Source organism: Rhabdothermincola sp. (assembly GCF_036846205.1).
Classification (GTDB): domain Bacteria; phylum Actinomycetota; class Acidimicrobiia; order Acidimicrobiales; family Acidimicrobilacustridaceae; genus Rhabdothermincola.
The window spans coordinates 1-26,712 of the sequence record NZ_DAIUCK010000005.1; the positions used below are offsets into that span (position 1 = coordinate 1).

25 protein-coding genes are annotated in these 26,712 nt (G+C 70.3%); 11 read left to right on the top strand and 14 right to left on the bottom strand.

What is annotated here, in order from left to right; all coding sequences use genetic code 11:
• Nucleotides 1–270 precede the first annotated feature (270 nt).
• Genes V7004_RS01455 through V7004_RS01465 form a run of 3 tightly spaced genes read left to right on the top strand, consistent with a single transcriptional unit; the run spans nucleotide 271 to nucleotide 2,784 of the window.
• Complete coding sequence (locus V7004_RS01455; protein WP_334141394.1) at nucleotides 271–933, top strand: hypothetical protein; 663 nt, start codon at nucleotides 271–273, stop codon at nucleotides 931–933.
• Entirely contained in the window at nucleotides 930–1,235 is a 306-nt protein-coding gene (locus V7004_RS01460; protein WP_334141396.1) for a hypothetical protein, read from the top strand. The genes V7004_RS01455 and V7004_RS01460 overlap by 4 nt, the downstream gene beginning before the upstream one ends.
• A 43-nt stretch (nucleotides 1,236–1,278) precedes the next feature.
• The gene (locus tag V7004_RS01465; RefSeq protein ID WP_334141400.1) at nucleotides 1,279–2,784 is read left to right on the top strand and encodes a hypothetical protein; all 1,506 of its coding nucleotides are present in this window, start codon (nucleotides 1,279–1,281) and stop codon (nucleotides 2,782–2,784) included.
• A 52-nt stretch (nucleotides 2,785–2,836) separates the two neighbouring features.
• On the opposite strand, the gene hepT is transcribed toward V7004_RS01465, so the two are convergent.
• From hepT to V7004_RS01485, 4 genes are read right to left on the bottom strand one after another with little or no spacing between them, the layout of a single operon-like run.
• A complete protein-coding gene (gene hepT, locus V7004_RS01470) occupies nucleotides 2,837–3,277 on the bottom strand; it encodes a type VII toxin-antitoxin system HepT family RNase toxin (protein ID WP_334141404.1) in 441 nt (146 codons plus the stop codon).
• A complete protein-coding gene (locus tag V7004_RS01475) occupies nucleotides 3,274–3,678 on the bottom strand; it encodes a nucleotidyltransferase family protein (protein WP_334141406.1) in 405 nt (134 codons plus the stop codon). Before V7004_RS01475 ends, hepT begins: the two co-directional genes overlap by 4 nt.
• Nucleotides 3,679–3,703: 25 nt before the next feature.
• Complete coding sequence (locus V7004_RS01480) at nucleotides 3,704–4,165, bottom strand: (4Fe-4S)-binding protein (protein WP_334141408.1); 462 nt, start codon at nucleotides 4,163–4,165, stop codon at nucleotides 3,704–3,706.
• On the bottom strand, nucleotides 4,162–4,638 hold the full coding sequence (locus tag V7004_RS01485) for a MarR family winged helix-turn-helix transcriptional regulator (RefSeq protein WP_334141410.1): 477 nt from the start codon (nucleotides 4,636–4,638) through the stop codon (nucleotides 4,162–4,164). The genes V7004_RS01480 and V7004_RS01485 overlap by 4 nt, the downstream gene beginning before the upstream one ends.
• A gap of 89 nt (nucleotides 4,639–4,727) precedes the next feature.
• Between V7004_RS01485 and V7004_RS01490 the strand changes: the two genes are divergently transcribed.
• On the top strand, nucleotides 4,728–5,294 hold the full coding sequence (locus V7004_RS01490; protein WP_334141411.1) for a YceI family protein: 567 nt from the start codon (nucleotides 4,728–4,730) through the stop codon (nucleotides 5,292–5,294).
• 28 nt (nucleotides 5,295–5,322) lie between these two features.
• Here V7004_RS01490 and V7004_RS01495 read toward each other — a convergent pair whose 3' ends face one another.
• From V7004_RS01495 to V7004_RS01510, 4 genes are all read right to left on the bottom strand, one after another.
• Entirely contained in the window at nucleotides 5,323–6,351 is a 1,029-nt protein-coding gene (locus tag V7004_RS01495) for a phosphotransferase enzyme family protein (protein WP_334141412.1), read from the bottom strand.
• Nucleotides 6,348–7,631 carry a class-III pyridoxal-phosphate-dependent aminotransferase gene (locus V7004_RS01500; RefSeq protein ID WP_334141413.1) on the bottom strand — a complete coding sequence of 428 codons (1,284 nt, stop codon included), beginning with the start codon at nucleotides 7,629–7,631 and terminating at the stop codon, nucleotides 6,348–6,350. The genes V7004_RS01495 and V7004_RS01500 overlap by 4 nt, the downstream gene beginning before the upstream one ends.
• A 104-nt stretch (nucleotides 7,632–7,735) precedes the next feature.
• Nucleotides 7,736–8,242 carry a DUF7144 family membrane protein gene (locus tag V7004_RS01505; RefSeq protein WP_334141415.1) on the bottom strand — a complete coding sequence of 169 codons (507 nt, stop codon included), beginning with the start codon at nucleotides 8,240–8,242 and terminating at the stop codon, nucleotides 7,736–7,738.
• Nucleotides 8,243–8,417: 175 nt separating this feature from the next.
• Entirely contained in the window at nucleotides 8,418–9,794 is a 1,377-nt protein-coding gene (locus V7004_RS01510; RefSeq protein ID WP_334141417.1) for a glutamate decarboxylase, read from the bottom strand.
• A gap of 159 nt (nucleotides 9,795–9,953) precedes the next feature.
• On the opposite strand from V7004_RS01510, the gene V7004_RS01515 reads away from it, so the two are divergent.
• Nucleotides 9,954–11,321, top strand: a complete 1,368-nt coding sequence (locus tag V7004_RS01515; RefSeq protein WP_334141419.1) for a DUF2252 domain-containing protein — start codon at nucleotides 9,954–9,956, stop codon at nucleotides 11,319–11,321.
• Nucleotides 11,318–11,989, top strand: coding sequence for a hypothetical protein (locus V7004_RS01520; RefSeq protein WP_334141421.1), 672 nt, complete (start codon nucleotides 11,318–11,320; stop codon nucleotides 11,987–11,989). Before V7004_RS01515 ends, V7004_RS01520 begins: the two co-directional genes overlap by 4 nt.
• A 58-nt stretch (nucleotides 11,990–12,047) precedes the next feature.
• On the opposite strand, the gene V7004_RS01525 is transcribed toward V7004_RS01520, so the two are convergent.
• Together V7004_RS01525 and nifJ are read right to left on the bottom strand one after the other, a co-directional pair.
• The gene (locus V7004_RS01525; RefSeq protein WP_334141422.1) at nucleotides 12,048–13,088 is read right to left on the bottom strand and encodes a dihydroorotate dehydrogenase-like protein; all 1,041 of its coding nucleotides are present in this window, start codon (nucleotides 13,086–13,088) and stop codon (nucleotides 12,048–12,050) included.
• Nucleotides 13,085–16,717: a pyruvate:ferredoxin (flavodoxin) oxidoreductase gene (gene nifJ / locus V7004_RS01530; protein ID WP_442967988.1), complete on the bottom strand. Its 3,633-nt coding sequence runs from the start codon at nucleotides 16,715–16,717 to the stop codon at nucleotides 13,085–13,087. Before nifJ ends, V7004_RS01525 begins: the two co-directional genes overlap by 4 nt.
• A gap of 151 nt (nucleotides 16,718–16,868) precedes the next feature.
• On the opposite strand from nifJ, the gene V7004_RS01535 reads away from it, so the two are divergent.
• The gene (locus V7004_RS01535; protein ID WP_334141424.1) at nucleotides 16,869–19,049 is read left to right on the top strand and encodes a beta-glucosidase family protein; all 2,181 of its coding nucleotides are present in this window, start codon (nucleotides 16,869–16,871) and stop codon (nucleotides 19,047–19,049) included.
• Between the two features lie 48 nt (nucleotides 19,050–19,097).
• Here the strand turns inward: V7004_RS01535 and V7004_RS01540 are convergent, their stop codons facing one another.
• Nucleotides 19,098–19,328: a hypothetical protein gene (locus tag V7004_RS01540; RefSeq protein ID WP_334141426.1), complete on the bottom strand. Its 231-nt coding sequence runs from the start codon at nucleotides 19,326–19,328 to the stop codon at nucleotides 19,098–19,100.
• Between the two features lie 62 nt (nucleotides 19,329–19,390).
• On the bottom strand, nucleotides 19,391–20,041 hold the full coding sequence (locus V7004_RS01545) for a TetR/AcrR family transcriptional regulator (protein ID WP_334141428.1): 651 nt from the start codon (nucleotides 20,039–20,041) through the stop codon (nucleotides 19,391–19,393).
• 390 nt (nucleotides 20,042–20,431) lie between these two features.
• Between V7004_RS01545 and V7004_RS01550 the strand changes: the two genes are divergently transcribed.
• Both V7004_RS01550 and V7004_RS01555 read left to right on the top strand, forming a co-directional pair.
• The gene (locus V7004_RS01550; protein ID WP_334141430.1) at nucleotides 20,432–22,948 is read left to right on the top strand and encodes a glycosyl hydrolase family 65 protein; all 2,517 of its coding nucleotides are present in this window, start codon (nucleotides 20,432–20,434) and stop codon (nucleotides 22,946–22,948) included.
• Entirely contained in the window at nucleotides 22,945–23,697 is a 753-nt protein-coding gene (locus V7004_RS01555; RefSeq protein ID WP_334141431.1) for a universal stress protein, read from the top strand. Before V7004_RS01550 ends, V7004_RS01555 begins: the two co-directional genes overlap by 4 nt.
• A gap of 36 nt (nucleotides 23,698–23,733) precedes the next feature.
• Here V7004_RS01555 and V7004_RS01560 read toward each other — a convergent pair whose 3' ends face one another.
• On the bottom strand, nucleotides 23,734–24,579 hold the full coding sequence (locus tag V7004_RS01560; protein ID WP_334141432.1) for an MBL fold metallo-hydrolase: 846 nt from the start codon (nucleotides 24,577–24,579) through the stop codon (nucleotides 23,734–23,736).
• Nucleotides 24,580–24,710: 131 nt separating this feature from the next.
• On the opposite strand from V7004_RS01560, the gene V7004_RS01565 reads away from it, so the two are divergent.
• Nucleotides 24,711–25,796, top strand: a complete 1,086-nt coding sequence (locus V7004_RS01565; protein ID WP_334141434.1) for a helix-turn-helix transcriptional regulator — start codon at nucleotides 24,711–24,713, stop codon at nucleotides 25,794–25,796.
• Between the two features lie 10 nt (nucleotides 25,797–25,806).
• Here V7004_RS01565 and V7004_RS01570 read toward each other — a convergent pair whose 3' ends face one another.
• Nucleotides 25,807–26,250 (bottom strand): nitroreductase family deazaflavin-dependent oxidoreductase, encoded by a 444-nt coding sequence (locus tag V7004_RS01570; protein WP_334141435.1) that lies wholly within the window; start codon nucleotides 26,248–26,250, stop codon nucleotides 25,807–25,809.
• 119 nt (nucleotides 26,251–26,369) lie between these two features.
• Between V7004_RS01570 and V7004_RS01575 the strand changes: the two genes are divergently transcribed.
• Nucleotides 26,370–26,705 carry an ArsR/SmtB family transcription factor gene (locus V7004_RS01575; protein WP_334141437.1) on the top strand — a complete coding sequence of 112 codons (336 nt, stop codon included), beginning with the start codon at nucleotides 26,370–26,372 and terminating at the stop codon, nucleotides 26,703–26,705.
• The last annotated feature ends 7 nt before the right edge of the window (nucleotides 26,706–26,712 follow it).

Here is a 26,712-nt window from a genome sequence, read left to right on the forward strand (position 1 = left end):
CCCCCTTCGCCCCCTTCGCCCCCTCCTTCCGAACTGTTCATCGATCCGCGGCCGCCAGACGCGAATCGGTGAACAGAACCGGATCAACCATCGAACTGTTCATCGATCCGCGGCCCACAACCGCGAATCCATGCACAGAACCGGGCTAGGTGGGGCGGCACGCGCGAATCACAACGCTGAAACTTGTCCCTGCTCCTCCGCAGAATCCGGGAAGCCCTCGAGGTGAGGGGCATCGGTGGGCCACCGGCCCCCTGGGAGGAAGGAGCAACCTTGGAACGAGACGACCGAGTGCTGCTGGAGCAGCTCATGGCCGCCATGGCCGCTGGCGATGCCGCAGCCCTCTTCACCTTCGTACCGCAGTTCGGTGGTGCACTTGCCCGCGCCGTGCAAGCTGTCCTGCGCGAGTTCGGCCGGGTCGATCTTCTCAACGACCCCGACGAGTTCGACGGCCTGGTGCAGGAAGCGGCCTTCGTGATCTTCGACCGGGCCGGCGCCTGGAATCCGGCCGGCACCCTGCCGTGGGTGTGGGCGAGGCGGGCGATCCGAGCGGCGATCGTGCGAGCCATCGGGCATCCGACCACCGATCTCGACCTCTGCCAGCTTGACGACGCGGGCCGACCGTGGTCGCTCGCGGCGCAGACCACGGCCGACATCGACCGGGCCGCGCTGCGTGCCCGCCACGCCGACTTCGCCCTGTTCTGCGAGGCGGTCGAACGGGTTGGTTCCCCTCGCGACCAGGCCGTCTACCACGAGTACCTGGCGCAGCAGTCCAATGGCGACCGCAGCCCGGCCACCACGGTCGCCACCCAGTTCGAGCTCAGACCTGATCACGTCCGCCAGATCGTGCATCGGATGAGGGCCGGGCTCCGACGGCTCATCACCACCGATGACCGGTACCGTGAGCTCGACGGGCGAGGATGGCTCGCCGCATGAGCGCCACCACCACGATGCAACCGGAGAGCTGGCCGACCGATGTCACCCGCCTCTGCGAACGGCTCGCGGAGCGGCTCGCCGGGCAAGGGGCTCCCTTCCCCGTGGCGGGGGCCGTTGCGCTGGCCGTTCGGGGTGGAGCGGGCGTCGATCGCAGCCACTTCGCCGGCGAGCTCGGTATCGATCCGGACGAGCTGGCGCGCGCCGAGCGAGGTGAGCTCCCCTTCGAGCAGATCCCCGAGGTCATCCGGCTGATGGCGACCACCGACGCCCGCTTGGACCTCGACCGGCTGCTCGGCCACTGAGGTTCGGTGCCTCCACTAGCATGCGGGTGCCTAGTGGTGGCTGATGGTAAAGGTCAGCGGGATGGCGGAGGAGCACTGGCAGCAGGCGCGGCTGATCCCGACCAGCGGGATCAGCGGCCAGGAAGAAGCAGAGCGGCGCGCGACGTCTGCACTGCTCGCGGTGATGCGCTCCGTGCGCGAGTTCGGCCTGGCCATCATCAAGCCGCTGGGCGCACCCACGGGGCAGATCACCACCTTCATCGAAGTGCCGTTCGAGATCGACGGGCGCTCGGCGTACCCCGACGGCATCATCGAGAGCCGCCGCGGTAACCGCACCTGGACGGCCTTGGTCGAGGTCAAGACCGGGAGCGCGGTCCTCGAGAGACCGCAGCTCGAGGGATACCTCGATGTTGCTCGCGACAACGGCTTCGACGCCGTCCTGACCATCTCCAACCAGATCGCGCCCGCTCCTGGTATCCACCCCGTGGAGGTCGACAAGCGCAAGCTGCGCAGGACCGCGCTGCACCACCTCTCGTGGGCCGAGGTGCTCACAATCGCTGTCCAGCAGCGAGTCCACCGAGGCGTGTCCGACCCCGACCAGGCATGGATCCTGGAGGAACTGATCCGGTACCTCGAACACCCGAAGTCCGGTGCGCTGGATTTCTCCGACATGGGCCCCACGTGGGTACCGGTCCGTGAAGCCGTGGCCAACGGGACGCTACGTGCGAACTCCCCGGGCCTCGCCGAGGTCGTGTCGAGGTGGGATCAGTTGCTCCGATTCGCGGCTCTGCGGCTCGGGCGCGAGCTCGGTGCCGGCGTGCAGGTGCACCTGTCGCGAAAGGAGTCCGCCGACCCCGCTTCGCGCCTTGCGGCCCAGACTCAATCGCTCGTCAGGCACGGTCGCCTGACCGGAGCGCTGCTCATCCCTGACGCCATCGCCCCCGTCGATCTCGTTGCCGACCTACGTGCGGGGAGGGTCACTGTCTCGGTCGACGTTGGTGCGCCCCGAGAAGGTCGGGCCTCCACCCGAGTGAACTGGCTGATCCGGCAGCTGCGCGACGCGCCAGACGACCTTCGCATCGACGCCTTCACGTTCGGGTCCCGTACCTCCACGAGCGAGCTCCTCAAGACGGTGCGAGAACGTCCCCAGACCCTCGTTGAGGACGCTCGCCGGGACTTCCGCATGTTCCGCATCGCGGCCACGACGGCCGCTGGCACCAAGCGCGGGACGGGGCGTGGCTCGTTCATAGAAAGCGTGCTGGCGGCCATCGACGACTTCTACGAGACCGTGGTACAGCAACTGCGGCCGTGGACTCCCCGGGCACCACGACTCCCGGCAGGGGGTCGGACTGCCGCCGAAGAAGCAGGCATCGACCTTGAGCCACCGCCGCGGGATCTGCTCGAGGATGCCGAGCCACACTCCCCCGGCGAGCTACCGCACGACGCGACGCCGCCCGGTGCCGTCACGGCCATCGCCCACCGATGGGGCGGCCCCGACACGGAGCGCGCCCCGCGCGCTCTCCCAACCGACGAGTCCGCGAGTGCGGGCGAATCCAGCGGTGCCCGGTGATGGGCTGGCACACACCTCATGACGGATCGTGCTGCGCGACGGAGTGCGGGGATCATGCCGAGCGGCTGGCCAGGAAGGTCGCCACCTGCTCGACGTAGGCGCCGAGACCATCGAGCACCTCCGGCACCGCTCGGGCCACGAGGTCGAGCGAGATATCCACGTACCGGTGCACAAGGACGTTCCGCAGCCCAGCAGCCGGCGCGAGCTGCTCAGCCAGCTCGACCGGGAGCACGCCTGCGGCTCCCATGGCGAGGAACGACTCGCGCCCCGTCGCCGGTGCCCGCCCCGAGAGCGCGACGGCGACATGGGCGTTGATGTCGATCGCCAGGTCCACGGCCACCTGCAGAAAGCGCTCCGCCGCCGCACGCTCGAGCGGCGCCGCCCCCAGTCGTGCCGCGGTCACGCCCCGCAGAGCGGCGAGCTCATCGAGGGTGTCGCGCAGGAGGCGGAGGCGGCGAGCGATCACGTCGGTGTCGAGTCGGGGCACGTTCACCGCATCGCCTCCACATCGAGCCGCCGGAGCCACTCGGTGTCCCGGCGCTCGGCCAGCGCGGCCATCTGCTCGGTGGCGAACACCCCCGGCGCGTGCTGGAACAGTGGTGTGCCGGTGAGGGCCTCGCTCCGCAACACCGGGTCCGCGCCGTCGAGGATCGCGAGGTCGATGCGGTCGTAGCCGGCGAGCGCGACCAGCCCGTCGAGCAACTCCAACACCCGAGGGCTCCCGAGGAAGCCCACGGCGATATCGAGGTCGTTCGGGTCACCTTCGCCCGACGCGGCACTACCGAACGCGGCGAGCACCCGCACCCCGAGCCGCTCGCAGAGCTCGTCGAGACGGCCATCATCGGCGGCGGCCAGCAACCGATCGAGCGCGGCCCGGGCATCTGGCACAGCCACCTTCGGGAGCGTAGCGGCACGCCGGTCAGGCGTCGCGGAAGCCGATGAGGCGATGGCTGTTGTCGCAATACGGCTTGTTCTCGCTGGCCCCGCAACGACACAGCGCGAGCCGATACTCCTCGGCGAGCGTCTCCCCGCCCGCGCGCTGCAGCCGGACCCGGCCACGCACGAACAGCGGGCCGTTCGGTCGAATCTCGATCGTGGCCGGTTCGTCAGGCTGCTCGTCGGCGATCGCCAGACCTTCGTAGCGCAGTGCGCCCGTGGGACAGGCCCGAATGGTCGCGGCGATCGCCTCCGCCTCGGCCCCCGACAGATCGATCCAGGGGCGGGCAGCGACGTCGAACACCTCCGGCAACTGCCGCAGGCAGATGGCGGTGTGGATGCAACGGGTGGCATCCCAGAAGACCCGGATGTGGTCGTTCTCGTAGGTGCGGGTCACGTCCCGGGTCCGCGGCTCGCCGGCCTGACGAGGATCATCTGCCGTCATCGAGGACCTCCTGTCTCCGCTTCGTCTATCGCCGCCAGGACCCGTTCGGCCACCGAGGCGATCGTGTCGAGCTCCCGCCTGGTGAGCTGATCGACGAACAATCGTCGCACCTCGGCGACGTGTCCGGGAGCGGCGGCTTCGATCTCTCGCCGCCCTCGCGGGGTGACCACGACCCACCAGCCCCGGCGATCGGCCTCACATCGCCGCTTGGTCACCGATCCGCGACGTTGCATGCGAGCCACGTGATGGGAGAGCCGGCTCTGCTCCCAGCCGAGCACCCGAGCGAGGTCCACCAGCCGCATGCGCCCCTCCGGCTCAGCCGTGAGGGCCACGAGCACCACGTAGTCCTGGTAGGACATGCCCGCTTCCTCGGCGAGCTGGCGGGCGAGCGCCGCCGTCAACCGCATCTGCATGAGCTGCAGCGACCGCCAGGCGCGCGCTTCTCGTTCATCCAGCCATCGCACTTCCCCCACGGAGTCACCCTAGTGCCGGGAATAGATGACATCTCAACCAGATTGAATGACATGTCACTATCTCACTCGCACGAGGAGGAACACGACCGATGCAGACTCCGACGCTCCCCACCGAGTTGACCGGCACCTACCGCTTGGATCCCGCCCACAGCACGGTCGGGTTCGTGGCCCGCCACGCGATGATCACCAAGGTCCGCGGCTCGTTCGACCGGGTCGAGGGCACCGGTTACTTCGATGCCAGCTCCCCCACGAACTCCCACCTCGAGCTGACGATCGACGCCGCCAGCGTGAACACGCGCAACGATGACCGCGACGCCCACCTGCGCAGCCCGGACTTCCTCGACGTGGAGCACTTCCCGGAGATTCGCTTCGTGTCCACGGCGGTCGAGCCACTCGACGGCGACCGGTACCGGGTCAGCGGCGATCTCACGATCCGGGACGTCACGCGACCGGTGACCGTCGAATTCACCTACACGGGAGCGACCGTCGACCCGTGGGGGAATCACCGGATCGGCTTCGAGGGTCGCGGGGTGCTCAACCGCAAGGACTGGGGCCTGACCTGGAACACCGTCCTGGAAGCGGGTGGGGTGCTCGTGAGTGAGAAGGTCGAGCTCGAGTTCGAGGTCTCCGCGATCCGCCTCCCCGAGGAGAGCTGAACGGGCCGCCTCGGCTCGCCGGTACCGGTCAGACCTCGAGTTCCCCTGCGAGGTACCGGCGGGCGACATCCACCGCCGCAGCCACGATGACCGGCCCGAGGTCCTTCGCGAACTGGGTGTGGCTCCTCGTGTCGAGCCACGCCGCGTAGGTGGCCATCCGCAAGGCGAACAGCAACGGCAAGCGGGCGAGCTCGTCTTCGCCGAGCGGGCGGACCTCGCGGTAGCCCTCCACCAGCGCGTCCCGCAGCGACGGGTAGTCCTCCCGGGTGGCGATCGACACCAGTGCCGGGGTCAGATCCCACGCGAACCAGCTCTCGCCGCAGTCGTCGAAGTCGAGCAGCGTGAGCCGGTCACCGTCGACCAGCAGGTTCTCGGCCAGGAAGTCGTTGTGGATCAGCCCGTAGCGGTCCGGGTCGCGAGGGAGCCGCGCCAGTTCGGCCATCGCCCGGGCCCGAAGCTCGGCCATCACCGTCCGGTCATCAGCCGCCATCCCCTCCAGCGCCCAGAAGCGTCCCCACACCGCTCGCTCGCCGAGCAGGCCATCGACGTCCCAGGTGATGGTGCTGAAGCCCGCCGGGCGCCGCCAGGTGCGGACCTGCTCGTGCAGCCCGGCCGCGAGCGCACCGATGCGGTGGTACCAGCCCGCCAACTCGTCCCCACCCGCGGCCTGCAGGCGCGAGGAGAGCTGCTCGCCGCCCACCCACTCCAGCACCGAGACCTGCCGGGCCTCGGGCACGGGAGGCCGAGTGGCGACCGTGAACACGTCACCTGCCCGGGTGTCCACCACGTCCGCGGTCTCCACCACCCCCTGCGCCCTGAGGGCGCGCATCCACGCCACCTGGGAGCGGAGCTGGTCGTCGGTGTGGTACCCGGCGCGGTGCACCCGGGCCACGAAGCGACCCCGACCGCTGCGCACCTCGAACACCGCGTTCTCCCGCTCCGCGAGCAGCTCGACCGATTCCAGGGCACCGAGATCCCACGCCCCCAGGGCGTCGATCAGCAGGTCCCGCAGCGCGTCGACCTGTTGCTCGGACGGCAGCTCGTAGAAGCCGCTCACGCCGGCGCCTTCCCGGCCGCGACCTCGTCGCTGGCCGCGGCGAGGGCCCGCTCGAACCGCTCGAGGGACTCGGCGACGAACGCCTCGTCGACGAGCAGGCCGGGCTTCCACTGCAACGCCGAGAGGTCGAATCCGCAGAACATGGCCCACACCCCGGCCTCGAACAGGTGGCGGGCCATCGTGATCCCGCCCCAGGGATGGTCGAAGCGCAGTGCCATCACCACCCCGCGGCGCCGGACCTCGGCCAGGAACGGGTACCGGCGCTGCAGGTCGGCGAAGCCTCGGCCGTAGGCCTCGCTCACCTCGGTGACGTTGGCGAGGGTCGCCGGGTCCGCCGAGAGCTCGAGAGCCCGGCGGGCCACCACCGCCCCCAGCTCCGATCCACCGAAGGTCGACACGTACGCCCACCCGTCCTCGTGCATCCAGCCCGCGGCCCGCTCGTGGAGCAGCACCGCCGCCACCGGGTACAGCCCCCCGGAGAGACCCTTCCCGGTGACCAGGATGTCTGGGACGACCCCGAAGCCCTCGATGGCCCACAGCCCCCCGGTTCGCCCGAGCCCGGTCTGCACCTCGTCGGCGACGAGCATCGTGCCGTGCCGGTCGCACAGCTCTCGCAGGCCTGTGAGGTAGCCGTCGCTCGGCATCAGGAACCCCGCGGTGGCAGGCAGCACCTCGCACAGGAACGCGGCGACGTCGTTCCCCGCCAGTGCCGCCTCGGCCGCATCGAGATCGTCGAACGGCAGCACGGAGAAGTCGCCGCTCTCACTGTGGAACAGCCGCGCTGCCCGGTCGTCGCCCGCCGCGCCCGACAGCCCGCTGCGGCCGTGGAACGCGCCGTCGTAGGCGACGACTCGGCGCCGACCGGTGGCGTGGCGGGCGGAGCGGATGGCGACATCGATCGCCTCACTGCCGCTGGTGCAGAGCACGACCTTGCGCAGCGCGCCCGCCGGTGACGCGTCCGCCAGCGCCTCGGCCAGCAGGCTGCGCGGTTCGGAGGGAAAGTGGTGGTTGCCGATGTCGTAGCGCTCCAGCCCCTCGATCAACGCCGCCACGAGCACCGGATGGCGGTGTCCCAGGTTGAACGTGCCTCCGTTGAGGTGCAGATCCAGCAGCTCCCGACCGTCGAGGTCCCAGAGCCGGTAGCCCTCCCGACGGTCGATGACGAACGACACGCCCATCCGGTCGAAGGACTCGACCCGGTGCGGCATGAGGTAGCGATGCGATCGCCGCAACGTCGCCGCCTTGATCGCACCGGTGCCCGGAGGCGGTTCGTAACCCATCGAGCTCCTCGGTGCTCGGTGCCGGCCTACCGGGGGCGAGTGTACGACCGCGCCGGGTCGGGATCGAATGCGACCCCACCCCGCGGGGACCGCGATCGATCGCGCTACCGGGTGGGCGCGGGCGTCCGGAGATCGATCTCGGTGGGGCGCGTGCGGTCGCGCATCTCGTGGCCGTGGGCGGTGAGGGCCCAGATCACGATCACCCCGAGGGCGATCACCGTGATCGACCAGATCGGGAACGCAGGCAGGAAGAGGAAGTTGGCAACGATGCTCGATGCCGCGAGGACCACACCCACGATGCGGGCGAGGAGGTTCCCGGTCAGCACGCCGAGGCCGGCGAGGAACACCACCGCGCCGATCACCAGGTGGACCCAGCCCCACGCCGTCATGTCGATGTAGAGGCTGCCGCGGTTGGTCCACACGATCCAGTCGTCGTTCACGATGGCGATGAGCCCGGAGAGCCCCTGGAGCGTGCCGGCGATCATCATGATGGTGGCGGCGAAGACGTTCCACCCCATCCAGCCGGTGAACTCCTCGTACTCCTCGACCACTCGGGGAGCCGCCTCGGGCCTCGCTGTGGCCGCCGTCTGCTCTGCTCTGACTTCAGCCATCTCCGGCTCCTTTCGTCCGACGGGAGAGCCACGTTGCTCCCTACCCCCGGGGCGACCATCCCGAGACCCCACGTGAGCGTGGCGGCACCGCTGCAGACGCGCTGGGCAGAGAGGTATCGACGGAGCGTGATCCTGGGGCCAGCAGGACCCCTCCCGACCGAGCAGTCCCGGTGGCTCAGCAGCGGCGCCGCTGATGCTCGTGGGTGCGCCGCCCCGCGCCGGTGGGCGGCATGCCGCTGCCGTCGAGCTCGCGGCACGCCTCCTCCAGATGGGCGATCAGGATGTCCACCTTGTCTCGGCTCATGTCGTTGCGGACCACCACCCGCAGCACGTTCACGTGCTGCGCGTTCGGGGGCAGCGTGTACGCGGGGACGATCCAGCCGTGCTGGCGGAGACGATCCGAGAGGTGGAACTCGTCGAAATCGTGACCCGGCACCAACCGGAAGGTGACCACCGGCTCGGCCAGCCCGGGGTTGAGGACCTGGAAACGGCCGGTGGCCGCGAGCCGCTCGTTCAGGTACCGGGCGTTCGCCAGCATGGTCTCGACGATCGCGGTGTATCCGCGCCGACCGAGCCGCACGAAGTTGTAGTACTGCGCCTGGATCATGGCGCTGCTGCGGGAGAAGTTGAAGGTGAAGGTCGGTTGCTCGCTGCCGAGGTAGTTCACGTTGAACACCAGATCGGACGGCAGGCGTGAACGGTCGCGGAACACCAACCAACCCACCCCGGGGTAGACGAGCCCGTACTTGTGACCCGAAGCGTTGATGGAGACCACCTGCTCGAGACGGAAGTCCCACCGCTCGTCGGGGCGGCTGAACGGCGCGATGAAGCCCCCGCTGGCCGCGTCGACGTGGATGGGAATGTCCAAGCCGCGCCTGGCCTTCAGGTCGAGGAGCACGTCGTTGATCCCGCCGATCGGGTCGTTTTCACCGATGAAGGCCGTGCCCAGCACTGCGCCGACCGCGATGGTGTTCTCGTCCACCCGCTCGGCGACATCGTCGGGGTGGAGCACGAAGTGGTCCGCACGGAGAGGGATCTTCCGCATCTCCACGTCGAAGTAGCGGGCGAACTTGTCCCAGACGATGTGCGTCTCGGCTCCGTACACCACGTTCGGCCGGTCGGCGGGCCGACCCTCGGCCTGCCGGCGGTTCCGCCAGTGGAACTTCGCCGCCAGCAGACCGAGCATGATCGCCTCGGAGCTGCCGATGGTCGCCACCCCGACCGCGTCGTCCAGTGACGGCGCGTGCCAGAGATCGGCGAGCATCCGAGCGCAGATCGTCTCGATCCGCTCCGCGATCGGGTACTCCTCGTGGTCGATGTGGTTGGTGCTCATCGCCTCGTGGATGAGCTGCTCGGCTTCGGGCTCCATCCACGTGGTGACGAACGACGCGAGGTTCATCGACGGCTGCCCGTCGACCCGCAGGCCGAGGTGGATCAGCTCGTACGCATCTCGGGCATCCATGCCCTCGTCGGGGAAACGATCACGGGGCAGTGGTTGCGCGAAGTAGCGCGTGCCGGGGACACCGTCCGTACCGCCTTCGGGTGCAACCATCGTCGCTCCTCGCATCCGTCGGCGGCCACGCCGCCCCCACCCATCGGGATCTCCCGCTGGGGCGCCGGTAGCGTACCGCCCGCAACCATGCGGACCGCTCGTAACTCGACCCCTGGTACCTCCTCGATGGGAAGCGCATCGCTCGACGAACGACGTGAGATGGGGCGCGCCGCCCGGGCGGTCGCGCCCCGTTCCTCGCACGCCCAGTGGGTCACCCCGGACGGTCGGCCCGACCCGATCGCCGTCATCGACGGGCAGAACCACTCCCGGCTCGCGTTCCTGGTGCCGGTACGCCACCAGCGCATGGGGGCCAACCCCTTCGCCTTCTACCGGGGCGCGGCGGCGATCATGGCCGGCGATCTGGCCTCGACCCCGGTGAGCGGCCTCACCGTGCAGCTCGGCGGCGACGCGCACCTGTCCAACTTCGGTGCGTACGCCTCACCCGAACGCCACCTCGTCGTCGATGCGAACGACTTCGACGAGACGCTCCGTGGCCCCTGGGAGTGGGATCTGAAGCGTCTGGCAACCAGCTTCACGATCGCCGGGCAGTACCTCGGCTTCCCGGCCGAGGTCACCAGGCGGGCCACCGCCCGGGTGACCCGGGCCTACCGCCAGGCGATGGCCGAGTACGCGGAGATGGGGTTCCTCGACCTGTGGTACCAGACGCTGCGGGTGGAGGACCTGACTACCACCGCTGGTGTGACCGCAGACGAGCTCGCCATGCGGATCGAGCGCTTCCAGCGGCGGGCCATGCACCGGACGAGCCTGCAGGCGGTCGGCAAGCTCACCGAGATCGTCGACGGCCAGCCTCGAATCGCTCACCGGCCACCGGTGCTGTTCTCGTTGCGTGACGCCCCGCTGGGCTACGACCAGGACGTCCTGCGTGAGGTCACGCTGTCCGCGTTCGCCGACTACCTCGACACCCTCGACGATGCTCGCCATCACCTCGTCGCCCGCTACGAGGTGATCGATATCGGGGTGAAAGTGGTCGGGGTGGGCAGCGTGGGCACCCGCTGCCTGATCCTGCTGCTGCGCGGCCGCGACGAGCACGATCCGCTCCTACTGCAAGCCAAGGAGGCTGGTCCGTCGGTGCTCGAGGCCCACCTCGGCCCGAGCCCCTACCCCAACCACGGTCAACGGGTCGTGGAGGGGCAGCGGCTGGTACAAGCGCAGTCCGACCCCTTCCTCGGCTGGACCTCCGAGCACATCGGGGGCCACCACTACTACGTGCGCCAGCTCAGGGATTGGAAGGGGACGGTCGACATCGAGGGCACGACGCCCGACCAGCTGAGCTTCTACGCGCACCTGTGCGGACGCATCCTCGCCCGAGGGCATGCCCGCTCCGGTGATCCGGTGGCGATCAGCTCGTATCTCGGGAGAGGCGCCACGTTCGACCGGGCGATCACCGCCTTCGCCGAGGCCTACGCCGCGCAGAACCTCGAAGACTACGAGCGGTTCCTCGAGGCCATCGTCTCGGGCCGCCTGCCCACAACTGTCGAGACCACAGATCTCCGTGGATCGCCATGACCGATCTCAACGGCGTCGAGCAGGACCGCACCGACGACCGTGACGAGAGCGACGAACCGTCGGCCATCAGGATCGTCGAAGCGGTCCTGCTCGCCACCGTCACCTTGCTCGCCGCATGGTCCGGTTTCGCGGCTGCGAAGTGGAGCACCGAGTCACGCCTCGCGCTGGCCCGAGCCTCCACCGCGAGGACCGAAGCCAACGACGCCGACCTCCGGGCCCTCGAAGCACGCAACTTCGACGGTCTCACCTTCAACGCCTGGTTCGGGGCGTGGGCCCGGTCCGACACCGAGGCCATGGCCTTGGCGGTCAAGCGGTTCCGGCCCGAGTTCCGGGTGGCCTTCGACGCCTGGCTCGCGACCGACCCGGCGAACAACCCGAACGCGCCACCGGGCCCCACCTACATGCCCGAGTACGCCCAGCCGGACCGCGATCGCAGCACCGAGCTGTCACGTACCGCCGACGAGCTCTACGCGCACGGGGCGGAAGCGGGCGGCACCAGTGACGACTACGTGCGCATCACGGTGCTGTTGGCATCGGTGCTGTTCCTCGTGGGCATCAGCAGCCACTTCCACCTGCGAGCGGCCCGCTACGGCCTGGTCGGGTTGAGTGCAGCGGTGCTGGCCTGGTCGACGGTGCTGCTGGTCCTCGCTCCGAAACCTCCCGTGTGAGGCCGGCCCTCAGCCCATCATGCCCACCCCACCTGCGGCGCCGCCGGCTGGCCGATCGCTACGAGGGGGGCGGCGGCAGCGGCGACGACAGCTCCCCCGGGGAGGTCCAGGAGTGGAGCACCTGGCGGTAGTTCGCCCGCTCGAACGCCGACGGATCGGCGCTGGCGGCGTAGCTCATGCTTCCCCGCAGCTGCCCGACGCTCGCGTACCCGTGGTCGTCGAGCCAGCGGCGCAGCTCACCGATCACGGTCGACACATGACCCGGCCCGTGGCGCAACACCGCCGAGGTCATCATGGCGACGTCCGCCCCAGCGGCGACGGCCTTGGCCACGTCCTGGCCCGAGGCGATCCCGCTGGTCGCGGCGAGCGAGGTGTCCGGCAGGAGAGGACGGAGGATCGCGATCCATCGCAGCGGCAGCCGCAGCTCCCAGCGGGACGAGAGCTCCACCCGGGGCACCACGTCCAGCGCCTCGAGATCGATGTCGGGCTGGTAGAAGCGGTTGAACAGCACCAGCCCGTCCGCCCCGGCTCCCACCACCTGGCGAGCCATGTGAGCCATGGACGAGAAGTACGGGCTGAGCTTCACCGCCAGCGGCACCTCCACGGCGCGGCGGACGTCGGCCACCACCCCGAGCAGCTCGGCCTCGACCTCGACCCCGGAGCGTTCGGGATCGGCGGCCACCGTGTAGAGGTTGAGCTCGATGGCGTCGGCCCCCGCGCTCGCCAGCCGGCCGGCGTGGCGGACCCACCCGCCCCTGGTGTCCGCGTTGAGGCTGGCGACGATCGGGACCGCGACCGCGCCCTTCAGCTCGGCGAGGCAGGCCACGTAGCGGTCGGCGGCGTTGACCAGCTCCGGGACGGAGGGGAAGTAGGTGGCGGCCTCGGAGAAGTGCTCGGCGCCGGCCTCGAGCGCCCGGGTGAGCTCGAGCTCCTCCTGGAGGATCTCCTCCTCGAACAGCGACGGCATCACCACCGCCGCTGCACCCGCGTCGACGAGTGCTCGCACCGTCTCCACGTCACCGGTGAGCGGGCTTGCCGACGCGACGACCGGCGACGACAGCTCCAGCCCCAGATAGCGGGTCGCCAGATCCGCGCTCACTGCTCCATCTCCTCGTCACGCTCCTCGTCTTGCTTCTCACGACCGCTGGGGTGTGGCACGGTGCGCTCCAGACCCGCGAGCTGGCCGTAGTACCGCCATCGCTCGTCCACGTCCGCCTGCAGCAGCTCCGCCAGCTCGCGAGCGCGCCGGGGGTCGGTGCGGCGCAGGACGGCGAACCGGGCCTCGGTCTCCACGAAGTCGGCCACCGGGATCGACGGCGCCTTGGAGTCGAGGCTGAAGGGGTGACCATGCTCGGCCTCCGAGGGGCGGAACCGGTACAGTGGCCAGTACCCCGAACGCACCGCGTCCTTCTGATGGGTCATCGACTTCGACATGTCGATGCCGTGCGCGATGCACGTGGAGTAGGCGATCACCAACGACGGCCCCGGCCAGGCGTCGGCTTCCAGCAGCGCCTTGGTGGCCTGCAGGTCGTTGGCTCCCATCGCGATCTGGGCGACGTAGACGTTCCCGTACTCGCGCCCCACCGCACCGAGGTCCTTCTTGCCCACGCCCTTGCCGGCAGAGGCGAACTTGGCCACCGCGGAGCGGGGGGTCGCCTTGGAAGCCTGGCCACCGGTGTTCGAGTACACCTCGGTGTCGAGGACGAGGATGTTCACGTCCCGCCCGGTCGACAGCACGTGGTCCAGACCGCCGAAGCCGATGTCGTAGGCCCAACCGTCGCCGCCCACGATCCACACCCCCTGCCGTGTGAGCACGTCCGCGAGCGACAGCAGTTGGGCCGCCGCGGCCCGCTCACCCGAGCTCGAGGCGACGATCGCCTCGAGCATCGCTCGAAGTCGCGCCACCCGCTCCCGCTGGGCGACCAGCTCGTCCTCGGTCGCTTGCCGCCCGTCGAGGATGGCTTCGACCAGCTCAGAACCGAGCTGGGGCGCCAGGCGGCGAAGCAGCAGCCGGGCCTGCCGCTGCTGGGCCTCCAGCCCGACCCGCATGCCGAGCCCGAACTCGGCGTTGTCCTCGAACAGCGAGTTGCTCCACGCCGGGCCTCGCCCCTCGTGGTTCATCGCCCATGGTGTCGTGGGCAGGTTCCCGCCGTAGATCGACGAGCAACCCGTGGCGTTGGCGATCAGGACCCGGTCGCCGAAGAGCTGGCTCACGAGCTTCAGGTACGGCGTCTCACCGCAGCCCGCGCAGGCACCCGAGAACTCGAAGAGCGGCTCGAGAACCTGTGACCCCTTCACCGAGTCGTGGGCGAGCAGGCTGCGGTCGACCGGTGGGATCGACGAGAAGTACGCCCAGCGCACCCGCTCGACGTCGCGGTGTGCGGTCACCGGCTCCATGTTGATGGCCTTGTGCCGGACTTCGGTCTTCGACTTGGCGGGACACACGTCGACGCACACTCCACAGCCGGTGCAGTCGTCGGGTGCCACCTGGATGGTGAGACGGAAGCCTTCGAGCTCCCTTGACCGGAACGGCTTGGACAGGAACTGCGGCGGCGCCCCGTCGAGCGCGTCCGGCTCGAAGATCTTCATGCGGATGGTGGCGTGGGGGCAGACGATGGCGCACGTGCCGCAGTCGATGCACACCTCGGGGTCCCAGATCGGGATCTCCTTGGCGATCGCCCGCTTCTCGTACCTGGCGGTACCGGAGGGGAACCGGCCGTCGGCGGGTAGCGCCGAGACCGGCAGCAGGTCACCGTCGCCGGCCAGCAACACCGAGGTCACCCGCTTGACGAAGTCCGGGGCGTCATCGGGGATCCGTCGGAGGTCAGGGTGGACGCTGGTGGCGAGCTGGGGCAGCTCGACCCGCTGCAGCCCGGCCAGGGAGCGGTCGATGGCAGCGAAGTTCCGCTCCACGAGGGCGGGACTCCGCCGAGCGTAGGTCTGCTCGATCGACGCCTTGATGCGGGCCATCGCCTCGTCAGGTGGGAGCACCCCGGCGAGCTGGAAGAAGCAGGGCTGCATGACCGTGTTGATGCGGTTGCCCATCCCGGCTTCGGCCGCGATCCGGTCGGCGGCGACGATCCAGAAGCTGATCTGTTTGTCGATGAGTTGCTGTTGCACGCCATGTGGGAGCCGATCCCACACCTCGTCGGCGGGGAAGGGACTGTTGAGCAGGAACGTGGCCCCGGGCTTGGCGAGCTCGAGCACCTTCATCCGCTCGAGCAGGCCGAACTGGTGGCACGCCACGAAGTCGGCCTGGTCGATCAGGTAGGTGGAGTGGATCGGCTCAGGACCGAAGCGCAGGTGCGACACCGTCACCGAGCCTGATTTCTTCGAGTCGTAGACGAAGTAGCCCTGCGCGAACAGGTCCGTGGATTCACCGATGATCTTGACGGAGGACTTGTTCGCCCCCACGGTTCCGTCGGAACCGAGTCCGAAGAAGACCGCCTGCACCTCGCCGGCGGGCCGAGTCACCGCGAACGTCTCGTCGGGTCGAACACTCAGCCCGGTCACGTCGTCGTAGATGCCCACGGTGAGCTCGCGGCGAGGTCGAGGCAGAGCGAGCTCGTCGAAGACCCCCTTCACCATGGCCGGCGTGAGCTCCTTGGACGAAAGCCCGTAGCGGCCACCGACGACCTCCGGTGTCACCGCGAACGGCGGCAGCTCGCCTCCCATGGCCTCGTCGAGCGCGACCCGGACGTCGAGGTACAGCGGCTCGCCGACCGACCCGGGCTCCTTGGTGCGATCGAGCACCCCGATCACCCGGCACGTCGGCGGAAGGGCTCGCACCAGTGCCTCGGCGGGGAAGGGCCGGTAGAGGCGCAGGGTCACCATCCCTACCCGCTCGCCGGTGGCCGTCATCTCGTCCACCGTCTCGGCCACCGCGCCCGCTGCGGAACCCATCACGACGATCACCCGCTGCGCGTCAGGTGCCCCCCGGTACTCGGCCAGCGAGTAGTGCCGGCCGGTGCGGACGGCGAGCTGGTCGAACACCTCCTGCACGATGCCGGGCACCGCTCCGTAAAAGGGGTTGGCAGCCTCACGGGCCTGGAAGAAGACGTCAGGGTTCTGCGCGGTGCCCCGCACGTCGGGCCGCTCCGGTGACATCCCCCGCAGCCGGAACGCGACGAGGTCCTCCTCCCGGACCAGTGTCCGCAGGTCGTCCTCGCCGAGCGGCTCGATGGTCGCCATCTCGTGGCTGGTGCGGAACCCGTCGAAGAAGTGCAGGAACGGCACTCGGGAACGCAGTGTGGCGGCGTGGGCCACCAGCGCGAAGTCGTGCGCTTCCTGCACCGACGACGCGCACAGCATCGCCCACCCCGTGGTGCGGGCGTGCATCACGTCGGAGTGGTCCCCGAAGATCGACAAAGCATGGGTGGCGATGGTCCGGGCCGCGACGTGGATGACCGCGGGTGTGAGCTCACCGGCGATCTTGAACATGTTGGGGATCATGAGCAGCAATCCCTGTGAGGCGGTGAACGTGGTGGCCAACGCGCCCTTGGCCAGCGCGCCGTGCAAGGCCCCTGCCGCGCCGCCCTCCGACTGCATCTCCACGACGTCGGGAACCACGCCCCACAGGTTCGGCCGGCCGGCGGCCGCCCAGTCGTCCGCATGTTCGCCCATCGGGGAGGCGGGGGTGATCGGGTAGATGGCGATGACCTCGCTCAACGCGTACGCGACCCTCGCCGCGGCCTCGTTGCCATCCACGCAGATCCTTTGCGATGCCATGGGTCAACAGTGACGGGTAACAGGACGTCACACCAGGGGCGGTCGTCATCTCCTGGTCCCGATACCGGCCGTCCTGCGGAGCCGAGCCGCAATTAGGGTGAAGCGACTCGACCACCCCATGCAGCCGAGCTAAGAGCCCGCAGGGACGCCGATGACCATCTCCACCTTCCAGGACGCGCGAGCGGCCGTGGCCGCAGGACTCCCCGTAGAGAACGCGGCGCGAGAGCTGGTGGGCGGCATGACCGCCGACGAGCGACTGTGGTGCCTCGACGGCGATGCACCGACCTGGGCCGGTCTGACCTTCCTCGGTCAGGGGGGCTACCACCAGGCGCCGTTCGTGGCGGCGCGGGTCGACCGGGTGGGTCTCCCCGGTCTGGCCTTCGCCGACGGGCCGCGAGGCTGCGTGGTGGGCAATGCCACCTGCTTCCCGGTGCCGATGGCCCGCGGCGCCACCTGGGATCCGGACCTGGAGGAACGGGTGGGTGACGCGATCGGCCGGGAGCTCCGGGCAGTCGGGGCGAACCTCACCGGCGCGGTGTGCGTGAACCTCCTGCGCCACCCGGCGTGGGGTCGAGCCCAGGAGACCTACGGCGAGGACCCCCACCACGTCGGTGAGATGGGCGCGGCGCTGACCCGCGGCCTGCAGCGGCACGTGATGGCCTGCGTGAAGCACTTCGCCTGCAACTCGATGGAGAACGCCCGCTTCTCGGTCGACATCGAGGTGGACGAGGTGGCGTTGCACGAGGTCTTCCTGGCCGCGTTCCGCCGGATCGTCGACGAGGGGGTGGCCGCGGTCATGTCCGCGTACAACTCGGTGAACGGCGCCTGGTGCGGCCAGAACCGTGCGCTGCTCACCGGCGTGCTCCGCCAGGAGTGGGGCTTCGACGGGTTCGTGATCAGCGACTGGATCTTCGGGCTGCGCGACGCGGCCGCGTCCCTCGATGCGGGCCTCGACGTCGAGATGCCGTATCGCATGGTGCGCGCCCAGCACCTGCCGGCGGCCCTCGAGCGGGGTGAAGTGTCGTGGTCCGCGGTCGACGACTCGGTGGCCCGCGTCGTCGCCACGCTGCTGCGCTTCGACGGGGTGCTCTCGAAACCCGCTCCGGGCCCCGAGGTCCTCGGATCGCCGGAGCACCGCGCACTGGCCCGTGAGGTCGCGGCCCGATCGGTGGTGCTCCTGCGGAACGAACCGGTCGGGGCACAACCCGTGCTCCCCCTCGCCTCCGAAGGGCTCCGGCTGGCGGTGCTCGGCCGGCTCGCCGGCACCGTGAACCTCGGCGACGGAGGGTCCAGCGACGTGTGGGACCTGGACTGCCAGACGGTGCTCGACGGCCTGCGGGCCGCGGTGGTCGGCGGCGAGATCCTCCACGATGACGGTCGCGACCCGGCCCGGGCGGCAGCGTTGGCCGCCGGCGCCGACGCGGCACTGGTGGTCGTCGGTTACACCTACCTCGACGAGGGCGAGTACATCGGACCGACCGATCCCGCTCTCCGCGGGCTGTTCCCGCCGGACGACGACCCGGAGCTGGTGGAGCGCTACCACGCCTCCCTCGAGCCACGCCTCCCGACAATCGAGCCGGAGCGGCTCGGCGACCGCCCAGGAGGTTTCGCCACCGGCGGTGACCGCTCCTCGCTGCGACTGCATCCCTCGGATGTGGCGCTCATCCGGGCGGCCGCTCAGGCCAACCCGCGAACGGTGGTGGCCATCCAGGCCGGTAGCGCCGTGCTCACCAGCGAGTGGATCGATGAGGTCCCGGCGGTGGTGCAGGCCTGGTACGGCGGCTGCCGGGCTGGCCCGGGACTGGCCGACGTGCTGCTCGGCGCCGTGAACCCCTCGGCCCGGCTGCCGTTCAGCGTGCCGGTGGACGAGGCCGACCTGCCGCCCTTCGATCGCGACGCCACCCGCTTCCGCTACGACCGGTGGCACGGGTGGTGGCACCTGGATCGGCAGGGCACCCGCCCGGCGTTCCCGTTCGGGTTCGGTCTCTCCTACACCACCTTCGCCCTCACCGGCGTGGAGGTCATCGTGAAGCCTGGCCTCCTCGTGGTGAGCGGGCAGGTCCGCAACACCGGCAGGCGCGACGGGGCGGAGGTCGTGCAGGTCTACGCGTCGCTTCCCGATCCCGACGCACCCGCCCGGCTGGCCGGGTTCACCCGGGTCGAGGTGCCCGCCGGCAGCACGGCACACTTCCAGGTGCGGGTGCCGACCAGCCGCCTGGCCACCCGTGACCCGGTGCGCCACGGGTGGCGACCAGCAGCCGGGCGCCACCACCTCGCCGTGGGTCGCCACGCCGGCGATCCCGGCGCGTGGACCTTCGAGGTCGACCTGTAGCAGCTCGACCTCGACCGGCCGGCGGTACCCACCGCCGGATGGGTCGGCTCAGCTCGCGAGGCGGGCGGCCAACAGCGCTTTGGCCTGCTCGGCGCCCTTGCGGCTCTCGTGCTGGGCCTTCCGGAACAGCTCCGCCAGCTCCTGGTCACCTTCGCGCTCGGCGTCGGCGATGTAGACCTCGAGCCGCAGGACGTTGCGAAGGCAGGTCTCTGCGAACCAGATGAGGTCGTAGTCCTTGTCCTTCGTGCCGGTGATCTCCCCGAGCTCGGGATGGGTCATGACCATGGGATGCTCCTCCTCTCGGCTGAGATGGGCCCGCACTCGCGGGCACGAGCAGCTCCCTACCCCGCCTCGGGCCGCGCTGCCACCGCGGCCGCGAAACGCTCGGCGACCGTGGTCCAGCCATCGAGGTCGAACGGTGTGCTCGTGTCGATCTCGGCCAGCACCTGCCCAAGGGTGAAGGCCAGCACGAACTGGGCCAGTGACCGAGGGTCCAGTGAGGGGTCGATCAGGCCCCGCTCCTGCCCTCGCCGAAGGATCGCCGCGAACCGGTCGGTGATGCGGGCCTGCTCCTCACCGATGGCCCGAGCCAGCGCGGGCCGGGCCCGGCTGGCCCCGATGATCTCGATTCGTTGCATGCGCAGGGGAGCTCGGGACGGGTGCCCCGCCGCCCGGGTCAGCCGCTGGAGGGATTCCACGAACTCCGCCGGGGTGGAGACGCTGCGTATGAGGCGCTCCATCTGGTCCAGGTCCTCGTCGAGGGCGCCGAGGAACTGGGCGGCCCGGACCGCCACCACCAACCCCTCCCGGTTGCCGAAGTAGCGGTAGATGGTGCCCACCGACACCCCGGCGGCCTGGGCCACGTCCTCCACCCGCAGCGCCGCTTCCCCGTGCTCGTCGATCGCCTGGGTGGCCACCTGCAGCACCCGCTGTCTGGTGGCCAGTCCTCGACGGCGTTTCGGGGCGTGCGCGCCCACATCGGGGGCGATCACTGCGCCGACCATCGAGCGTGGTGGCGAAGGGCAGCGGACCGCTGGTGGCAACTCCCCGGCAGCGGCATCGTGTCGATCACCCGATACTCCGTAGCAGGTCCGAACGGCCCACGTCATATCACTCTTAGTGGCTACGTACGCACTTTCTGTCACTCAAGCGCGGGCGACCCAACCACACCCAACCCGTGGCAGGCTGCGATGCTCTGGTGCGGTTCACCCCGAAGCTGCAGCCCGGTGCAGCCGAAACCGAGTAGACGAGGCCCACGATGCGCACCCGAGCAGAACGGCGGGCGCTCGCCAGCCAGACCCTCGAGATCCAGCGACTGGGGTGGCTCGGCGAGCGACCGGAACGGGGGGGACGTGCCTCCTGACGGCCCAGGTTCCCCCGCGATGGGAGGCGCTGAGGGACCCGATCGACGGGTCGAGTCCGTGCTTCTCGCCAGCGACCGGCTGGTGGCCACCGAGCCGGTGGCCTCGGCCGCAGCGGCCCTCGCCGCGGCGGGTGTGCCGGTGGTGTCGATCCCGCCCCTCCCCCACGGCGAGCCGTCGGCCGCATGGCAGGCCGCGCTCCAGCGGCTCTGGGAGGCCGGCATCTCTCCGGGCGCGGTGCTGGTGGTGACACACGACGACCAGGCTGGCCTGCGGGTAGGGACCGCGACGATGGGACCAGGATCCGCCACCGCGCTGGCGCTCTCCCCGTTGGAGGATCTCGACGCGTTGGCGCGCCTGCTCGCGACCCAGATCGAGCTCCGCCAGCGCGGCGAGCCCCCCGGAGCCAGCGCGCCCGCGGGCTGGATGCTCACCTTCGACGGTATCGACCCCGACACCGAGCGGGCCCGCGCCGCCCAGCTGACCACCGCCGCCGGCCGGATCGGTTGGAACGGCGCGCCCTCGCTCGCTGAGTCCCAGGTGACGGCGATGGTGCTCGCGGCCGGCGTCTACGACGGGCAGGGCGCGGACACCCACCTGCTGCCCGGGCCCGTCCCGGGAGTGTCCCCCACCGAGGCGAACAGCGAGACCCGCGCCCGGCGGGTGCTCGACCTGCGTGGCGGGCTGGTGCACGAGACCTTCGAGCTCAACGGCCTCATCACCCGAGTGGTGCGGTTCGCGTCGCTGGCCCGACCGGGCCTGCTGGTGCGGCGGGCGGAATGGACCCGGGCCTGCCCGCCGCCGACCCGCCCGTTGGCCGCGCCGGTCGGCGAGCTGGTCTCCGATGAGGGCACGACGGCCGACAGCAGGTGGCAGCGCACCCGATCCGGCACGCTCGGAGGGGGCATCGTGGCCGCGGTCGCCACCACCAGATGGCCCTCCGGCGATCCTGCCTCCGGCACTCCTCCCGGCGACCGTCCGGTCGTCGAGGATCAGTTCACCGCGTACGTCGCCGACCCGTCCGCCCCACCCGACCCCGAGCACGCAACCAGCCTGGCGCGCCAGGCGGAGCTGCTCGGATTCGATCACCTACTGGCCGAGCACCGCCAGCAGTGGGCGCATCGATGGGCCGACGCGGACGTGGTGATCGAAGGCGACGACGAGCTCCAGCTGGCCACTCGGTTCGCCCTGTTCCACCTGATGAGCTCGGTGAGCGACGAGGGCGAGGCGGCCGTCGGGGCCCGGGGGCTCACGGGCACGGGCTACCGGGGTCACGTGTTCTGGGACGCAGACGTCTTCGTGCTCCCCTTCCTCGCGGCCACCCACCCGCCCTCGGCGAGAGCGATGCTGGAGTACCGGGTGCGGCGACTGCCCGCGGCTCTGGCCACCGCCCGGTCGCTGGGGCGCCGAGGGGCCCGCTTCCCCTGGGAGTCGGCTCACGACGGCCGGGACGTCACCCCCCGATCGGCTCGCGATCGTGCCGGCCGCTTCGTCGCCATCCGCACCGGTCAGCTCGAGGAGCACATCGTCGCCGACGTGGCCTGGGCGGCAGACACCTACGTGGCATGGACGGGCGATGTTGAGTTCCAGCGCGGGCCTGGCCTGGAACTGCTCGTCGAGACAGCTCGCTACTGGGCCTCGCGGGTGCGCATCGATCCCGACGGGGCCGCGCACATCGACGGGGTCATCGGACCGGACGAGTACCACGAATGCGTCGACGACAACGCGTTCACGAACGTCATGGCCCGCTGGAACCTGCGCCGAGCCGCGGAGCTGGTCGAGGCCGTGGCGACCGAGCGCGACCTCGGGGTCAGATCAGAGGAGTGGCACCGCTGGCGAGATCTCGCGGAGGCACTCGTGGACGGTTACAACCCCGAGACGAGGATCTACGAGCAGTTCCGCGGCTTCTCTCAGCTCGAGCCGCTGGTGATGGCCGAGATCGCTCCCCGTCGCCCGATCGCCGCCGACCTGCTGCTCGGCCCGGAACGGGTCCACCAGGCCCAGGTCGTCAAGCAGGCCGACGTGCTCATGCTCCACCATCTCGTGCCCGAGGAGCTCCGGCCGGGCACGTTGGAGCCGAACCTGCGGTTCTACGAGCCCCGAACCGCACACGGCAGCTCGCTGTCGCCCGCGATCCACGCCGCGCTGTTCGCCCGGGCCGGAGATCTCGAGCAGGCCTACGAGGCGCTGCGGATCGCCAGCAGAGTCGACCTCGATGACCTGACCGGCACCACCGGTGGCGGGCTGCACCTCGCGACGATGGGTGGCCTCTGGCAGGCGCTGGTCCAAGGCTTCGCCGGCATACGGCCCCGGGAGGGGCGGCTCCAGGTCGACCCGGTGCTCCCGCCCCGGTGGTCCGGGCTCGAGGTCACCGCCCGGTTCCACGGCAGCCGGGTCATGGTGCGCTGCACTGGCGAGGATCTGCGTATCAGTGCCGAGCGCCCGATCGAGGTGCTCGTCGATGGCGAACCCTGGCGAGCGGGACCGGAGGGACGGTCCTTCCGCCGGAAGGGGAGCCTCTGGGAGGCGAGCCGATGACGAAGCTGATCGCGGCAATCGACAACTCGGTGGCCGCGCGACCGGTGTGCGCCATGGCGCTGGCGGTCGCGCCGGTGGTCGGGTCCGACATCGAGTGCGTGCACGTGGTCGAAGACGGCTTCCAGACTGCCCAGGCCGTGGCCGAGGCGGCGGGGCTGCCGCTTCGGCTACTGGAGGACGACTCACTCGAGGCGCTCGCAGGGGTCGCAGACGAGCCTGACGTGGTGGCGATGCTGCTCGGCGCGCACAGCCATCCGGGCACCCGCCGGGGTGTCGGACACCTTCCCCTGGCGCTGGCCAGTGGGACGGACAACCCGGTCATCGTGGTGCCCCCGACCGCGCACCCTCCGGAGCGGGTGAGCCGGGTGCTCGTGGCTATGAAGGGAACGCCGACCAAACCGGTGGATCTCCGCCGGGCGATCGAGCTGGCGACGGCCAGTGGCCTCGACATCACCGTGGTGCACGTCGACGACGAGAGCACCATTCCCCCCTTCTGTGATCAGGTCCAGCACGACACCGACGTGTACGCGGCAGAGTTCTTCGCCCGGAACCTGCCGAGTGCGATCCACGCCCGCCTGGAGCTGCGGGTCGGATCACCGGTAGAGGAGATCCTCGACGTCGCCCGCTCGGTCGGCGCCGAGCTCCTGGCGGTGGGATGGCCGCGCCGCGCCGGGCCTGGTCATGGCGAGGTGGCCCGGGAGATCCTCGAGCGGAGCGAGACCCCGGTGCTGCTCGTCGGGACCCGCTGACCGCCATCACTTCGCCACCGGGATCCGACGCTCCGGTCAGACGGAAGCCTGGTCGATCGGGGGTCCGCCACTGATGATGGCCTCGAGCGCTGCTTGATCCGGGTGAGGGGGCGGCACCGTGTCGGGGAGGGCGGCGAGCTGCGCCATCGCCGTCGGCACCGCGGTGCCGTCGACCGTCGGGGTGTGGGCGCCGGCGATGACCTCGATGTCGAGCTCCTCGAGCCGCCGGACAGTGGCAACGAACGCACCGCGGTCGACCATCGACAGCCAGGGCGCGAGGGCGTGATGGTGGAACATCGCCATGCCCTCGGCCCACATCTGCGCCGGCAGCTCACCGGCTCGGTCGACCGGCACCGCGGGCATCGGGGTGGCGAAGCAGTCCGATGCCCAGTAGACGTGCGTGCTCGGGTCGTACAGCCCGCGGGTGGCGGGTGAGTCGTAGACGGGAGGCGCCACCGCGTGCATCACACGGTCGCCGGCATCGAACGTGCCGCCGTCATCGACCCAGCGGAGCCGGGCCGCGGGGATCCCGAACGCGTTGCCCATCCGCTCGCTGCCGGCCCAGGTGGACACCACCGTGGCCTTCGGGCACCGCTCGAGAACCTGCGCCAGGTTGCCGGTGTGGTCCTCGTCGTCGTGGGAGATGAAGACCCAGCGGACGTCGCCGGGATCGACCAGCGAGAACGTGTCCTCGAGCCAGCTCTCGCGCCCGGCGATGGTGCCCGTGTCCACGAGCACCGGCTCGGCGGCTCGGATCACGAGTGAGTTGAGCGAGACCGACAGCGGCGCGCCCAGCGCCCGCTGGGCGCAGCGCACCACGAAGGTCTCGGGAGCGATCTGGAGCGGCTCCTGGTGGATCGGTTCGAACGGTTCGTATGCCATGGCGGGACCGTACGGTGGACCGGCCGGGGCGACCATCCCCGAGCCCCGGGGATCGTCCCGGCGGATCGGGGGACGCACCCCCTACAGACGGGGGATGGCGTGAGGTCCGGCGGGAGCCTACGGTGCCGGCGATGAGCGTCGAGCGGTTCACCCGGGCACGTGACCTGTTGCTCGCCGCCGATCGCTCGGATGCCGGGTTCGACGTGATCGCGGCGGAGATCGTGCGGGCGTTCCATCTGATCACCACCTTCTCGTGGTGCGCGGTCCTGACCACCGATCCCGACACGTTCCTGCCGAGCGGCGGGGTGATCGAAGGGTTCCCACCCGAGGCGTGCACGCCGTTCTGGGACAACGAGCTGCTCGACCCCGACTTCAACAAGTTCAACGTGCTGGCCCGCAGCACGGACCCGGTGGCGACGCTGGCCGATGCCGTGGACGGCGCGCTGGAGCGCAGCCCCCGGTTCCGGGACGTGTACGCCCCGCTGGGCGCGGCGGACGAGCTGCGGGTGGTCTTCGGATCGGAGCGGTCCTGCGTCGCCATCGGTGCGTTCGTCCGAGCGGAGCGCGACGGGACCTTCACCCGCGCCGAGCTCGACGACGTCCGCAGGCTGGTCCCCATCGTCACCGCGGTGCTGCGCCGCGCGGTCGGCCGGTTCCATGCCCGCGCCAGCGAGATGGCACCCGTGGTGGTGATGCTCGACGTCGACGGCGAGGTGGCACACATGAGCGTGGGTGCACGGCAGGTGCTCGCCGAGCTGGCCCAGGAGGTCGAGCCGTCGGAGGTCCCGACCAGTGTGCGTGCCGCGGCCACCCGGGCTCGATGGGCCCGCACCCCGACGAACCTGGTCACCCGGGTGCGCGGCCGCAGCGGCGAGTGGATGCGGCTGCACGTCACGCCGATGGAGGGTGACGCGAACCTGGTGGCGGTCACGATCGAGCCTGCGCATCCCGCTGACCTGGTACCCATCCTGCTCGAGTCGTACGCGCTCACCCAGCGGGAGACCGAGATCGTGCTGGCGCTGGCCCGGGGCCTGTCGACCAAGGAGATCGGCGCCGAGCTGTGCATCTCCGCTCACACCGTGCGCGACCACCTGAAGGCCATCTACGAGAAGGCCGACGTGTCGAGTCGAGGCGAGCTCATCGCGAGCCTCTACTCGAACCACATCATGGAGCGCTTCCACGCCGCAGTGTCGGTCTACTCGCCGGGCAGCGAGTGACCTCCTGCGGTCAGCCGCTGGGCTCGAGCACGAAGACGGGGATGACCCGGTCGGTGCCGGCCTGGTACGCGTCGTAGTCCGGCCACACCTCCACCGCCCGGGCCCACCACGTGGCCCGCTCGTCACCGACGACCTCCCGCACGTGGTAGTCGCGGACCTCCGGGCCGTCCTGCAGCCGGGCGATCGGGTTCGCCCGCAGGTTGCGTGCCCACTGGGGGTCGGTCGGCGCACCGCCCTGGGATCCGATCACCGCGTAGCGACCCTGGCCGTCGGTGATCCGGACCAGCGGCGTCTTGCGGACCTTGCCCGACTTGGCACCCAACGTCCACAGGATGATCCAGTGCTCACCGACCAGTTCGCTGGGCTCGGCGCCGCCGCTGCGCTCGTAGCGCTCCACCTCGGCGGCGATCGGTTCCCACGGGCTCGGCTCGTATTCGGCGTCGAAAGCTGACATCCGTCCATCCTTCCACGCCTGCGCCCCGGGTCGGCATTCTCGGTCATTCCTCGGAAGGTGCTCGGCGTCGCCGTCGGCCCTTGCCTCCACCCGAGGGTCACGGTAGAAACTATAACCAGATGGTTATAGATGATCTGAGTCCATCGGAGACCGACCGGGTCTTCCACGCGCTCGCCGACGCGACGAGGCGCGACATCGTCCGTCGGGTGCTGGTCGAGGAGTGTTCGGTGTCGGCGCTGGCCCGCCACTACCCGATGAGCTTCACCGCGGTGCACAAGCACGTGGCGGTCCTCGAGAGCGCTGGGCTCGTGGCCAAGGTGCGGCAGGGCCGGGAATCGCTCGTGCGCGGTGACATCGACCGCGTCCGGACGGTGCACCGGGTTCTCGACGCCTTGGAGCAGCGCTGGCGCGACCGGGTCGCGCAGATGGAGCGGATTCTCGCCGAGGACCCCTGAACCGAAG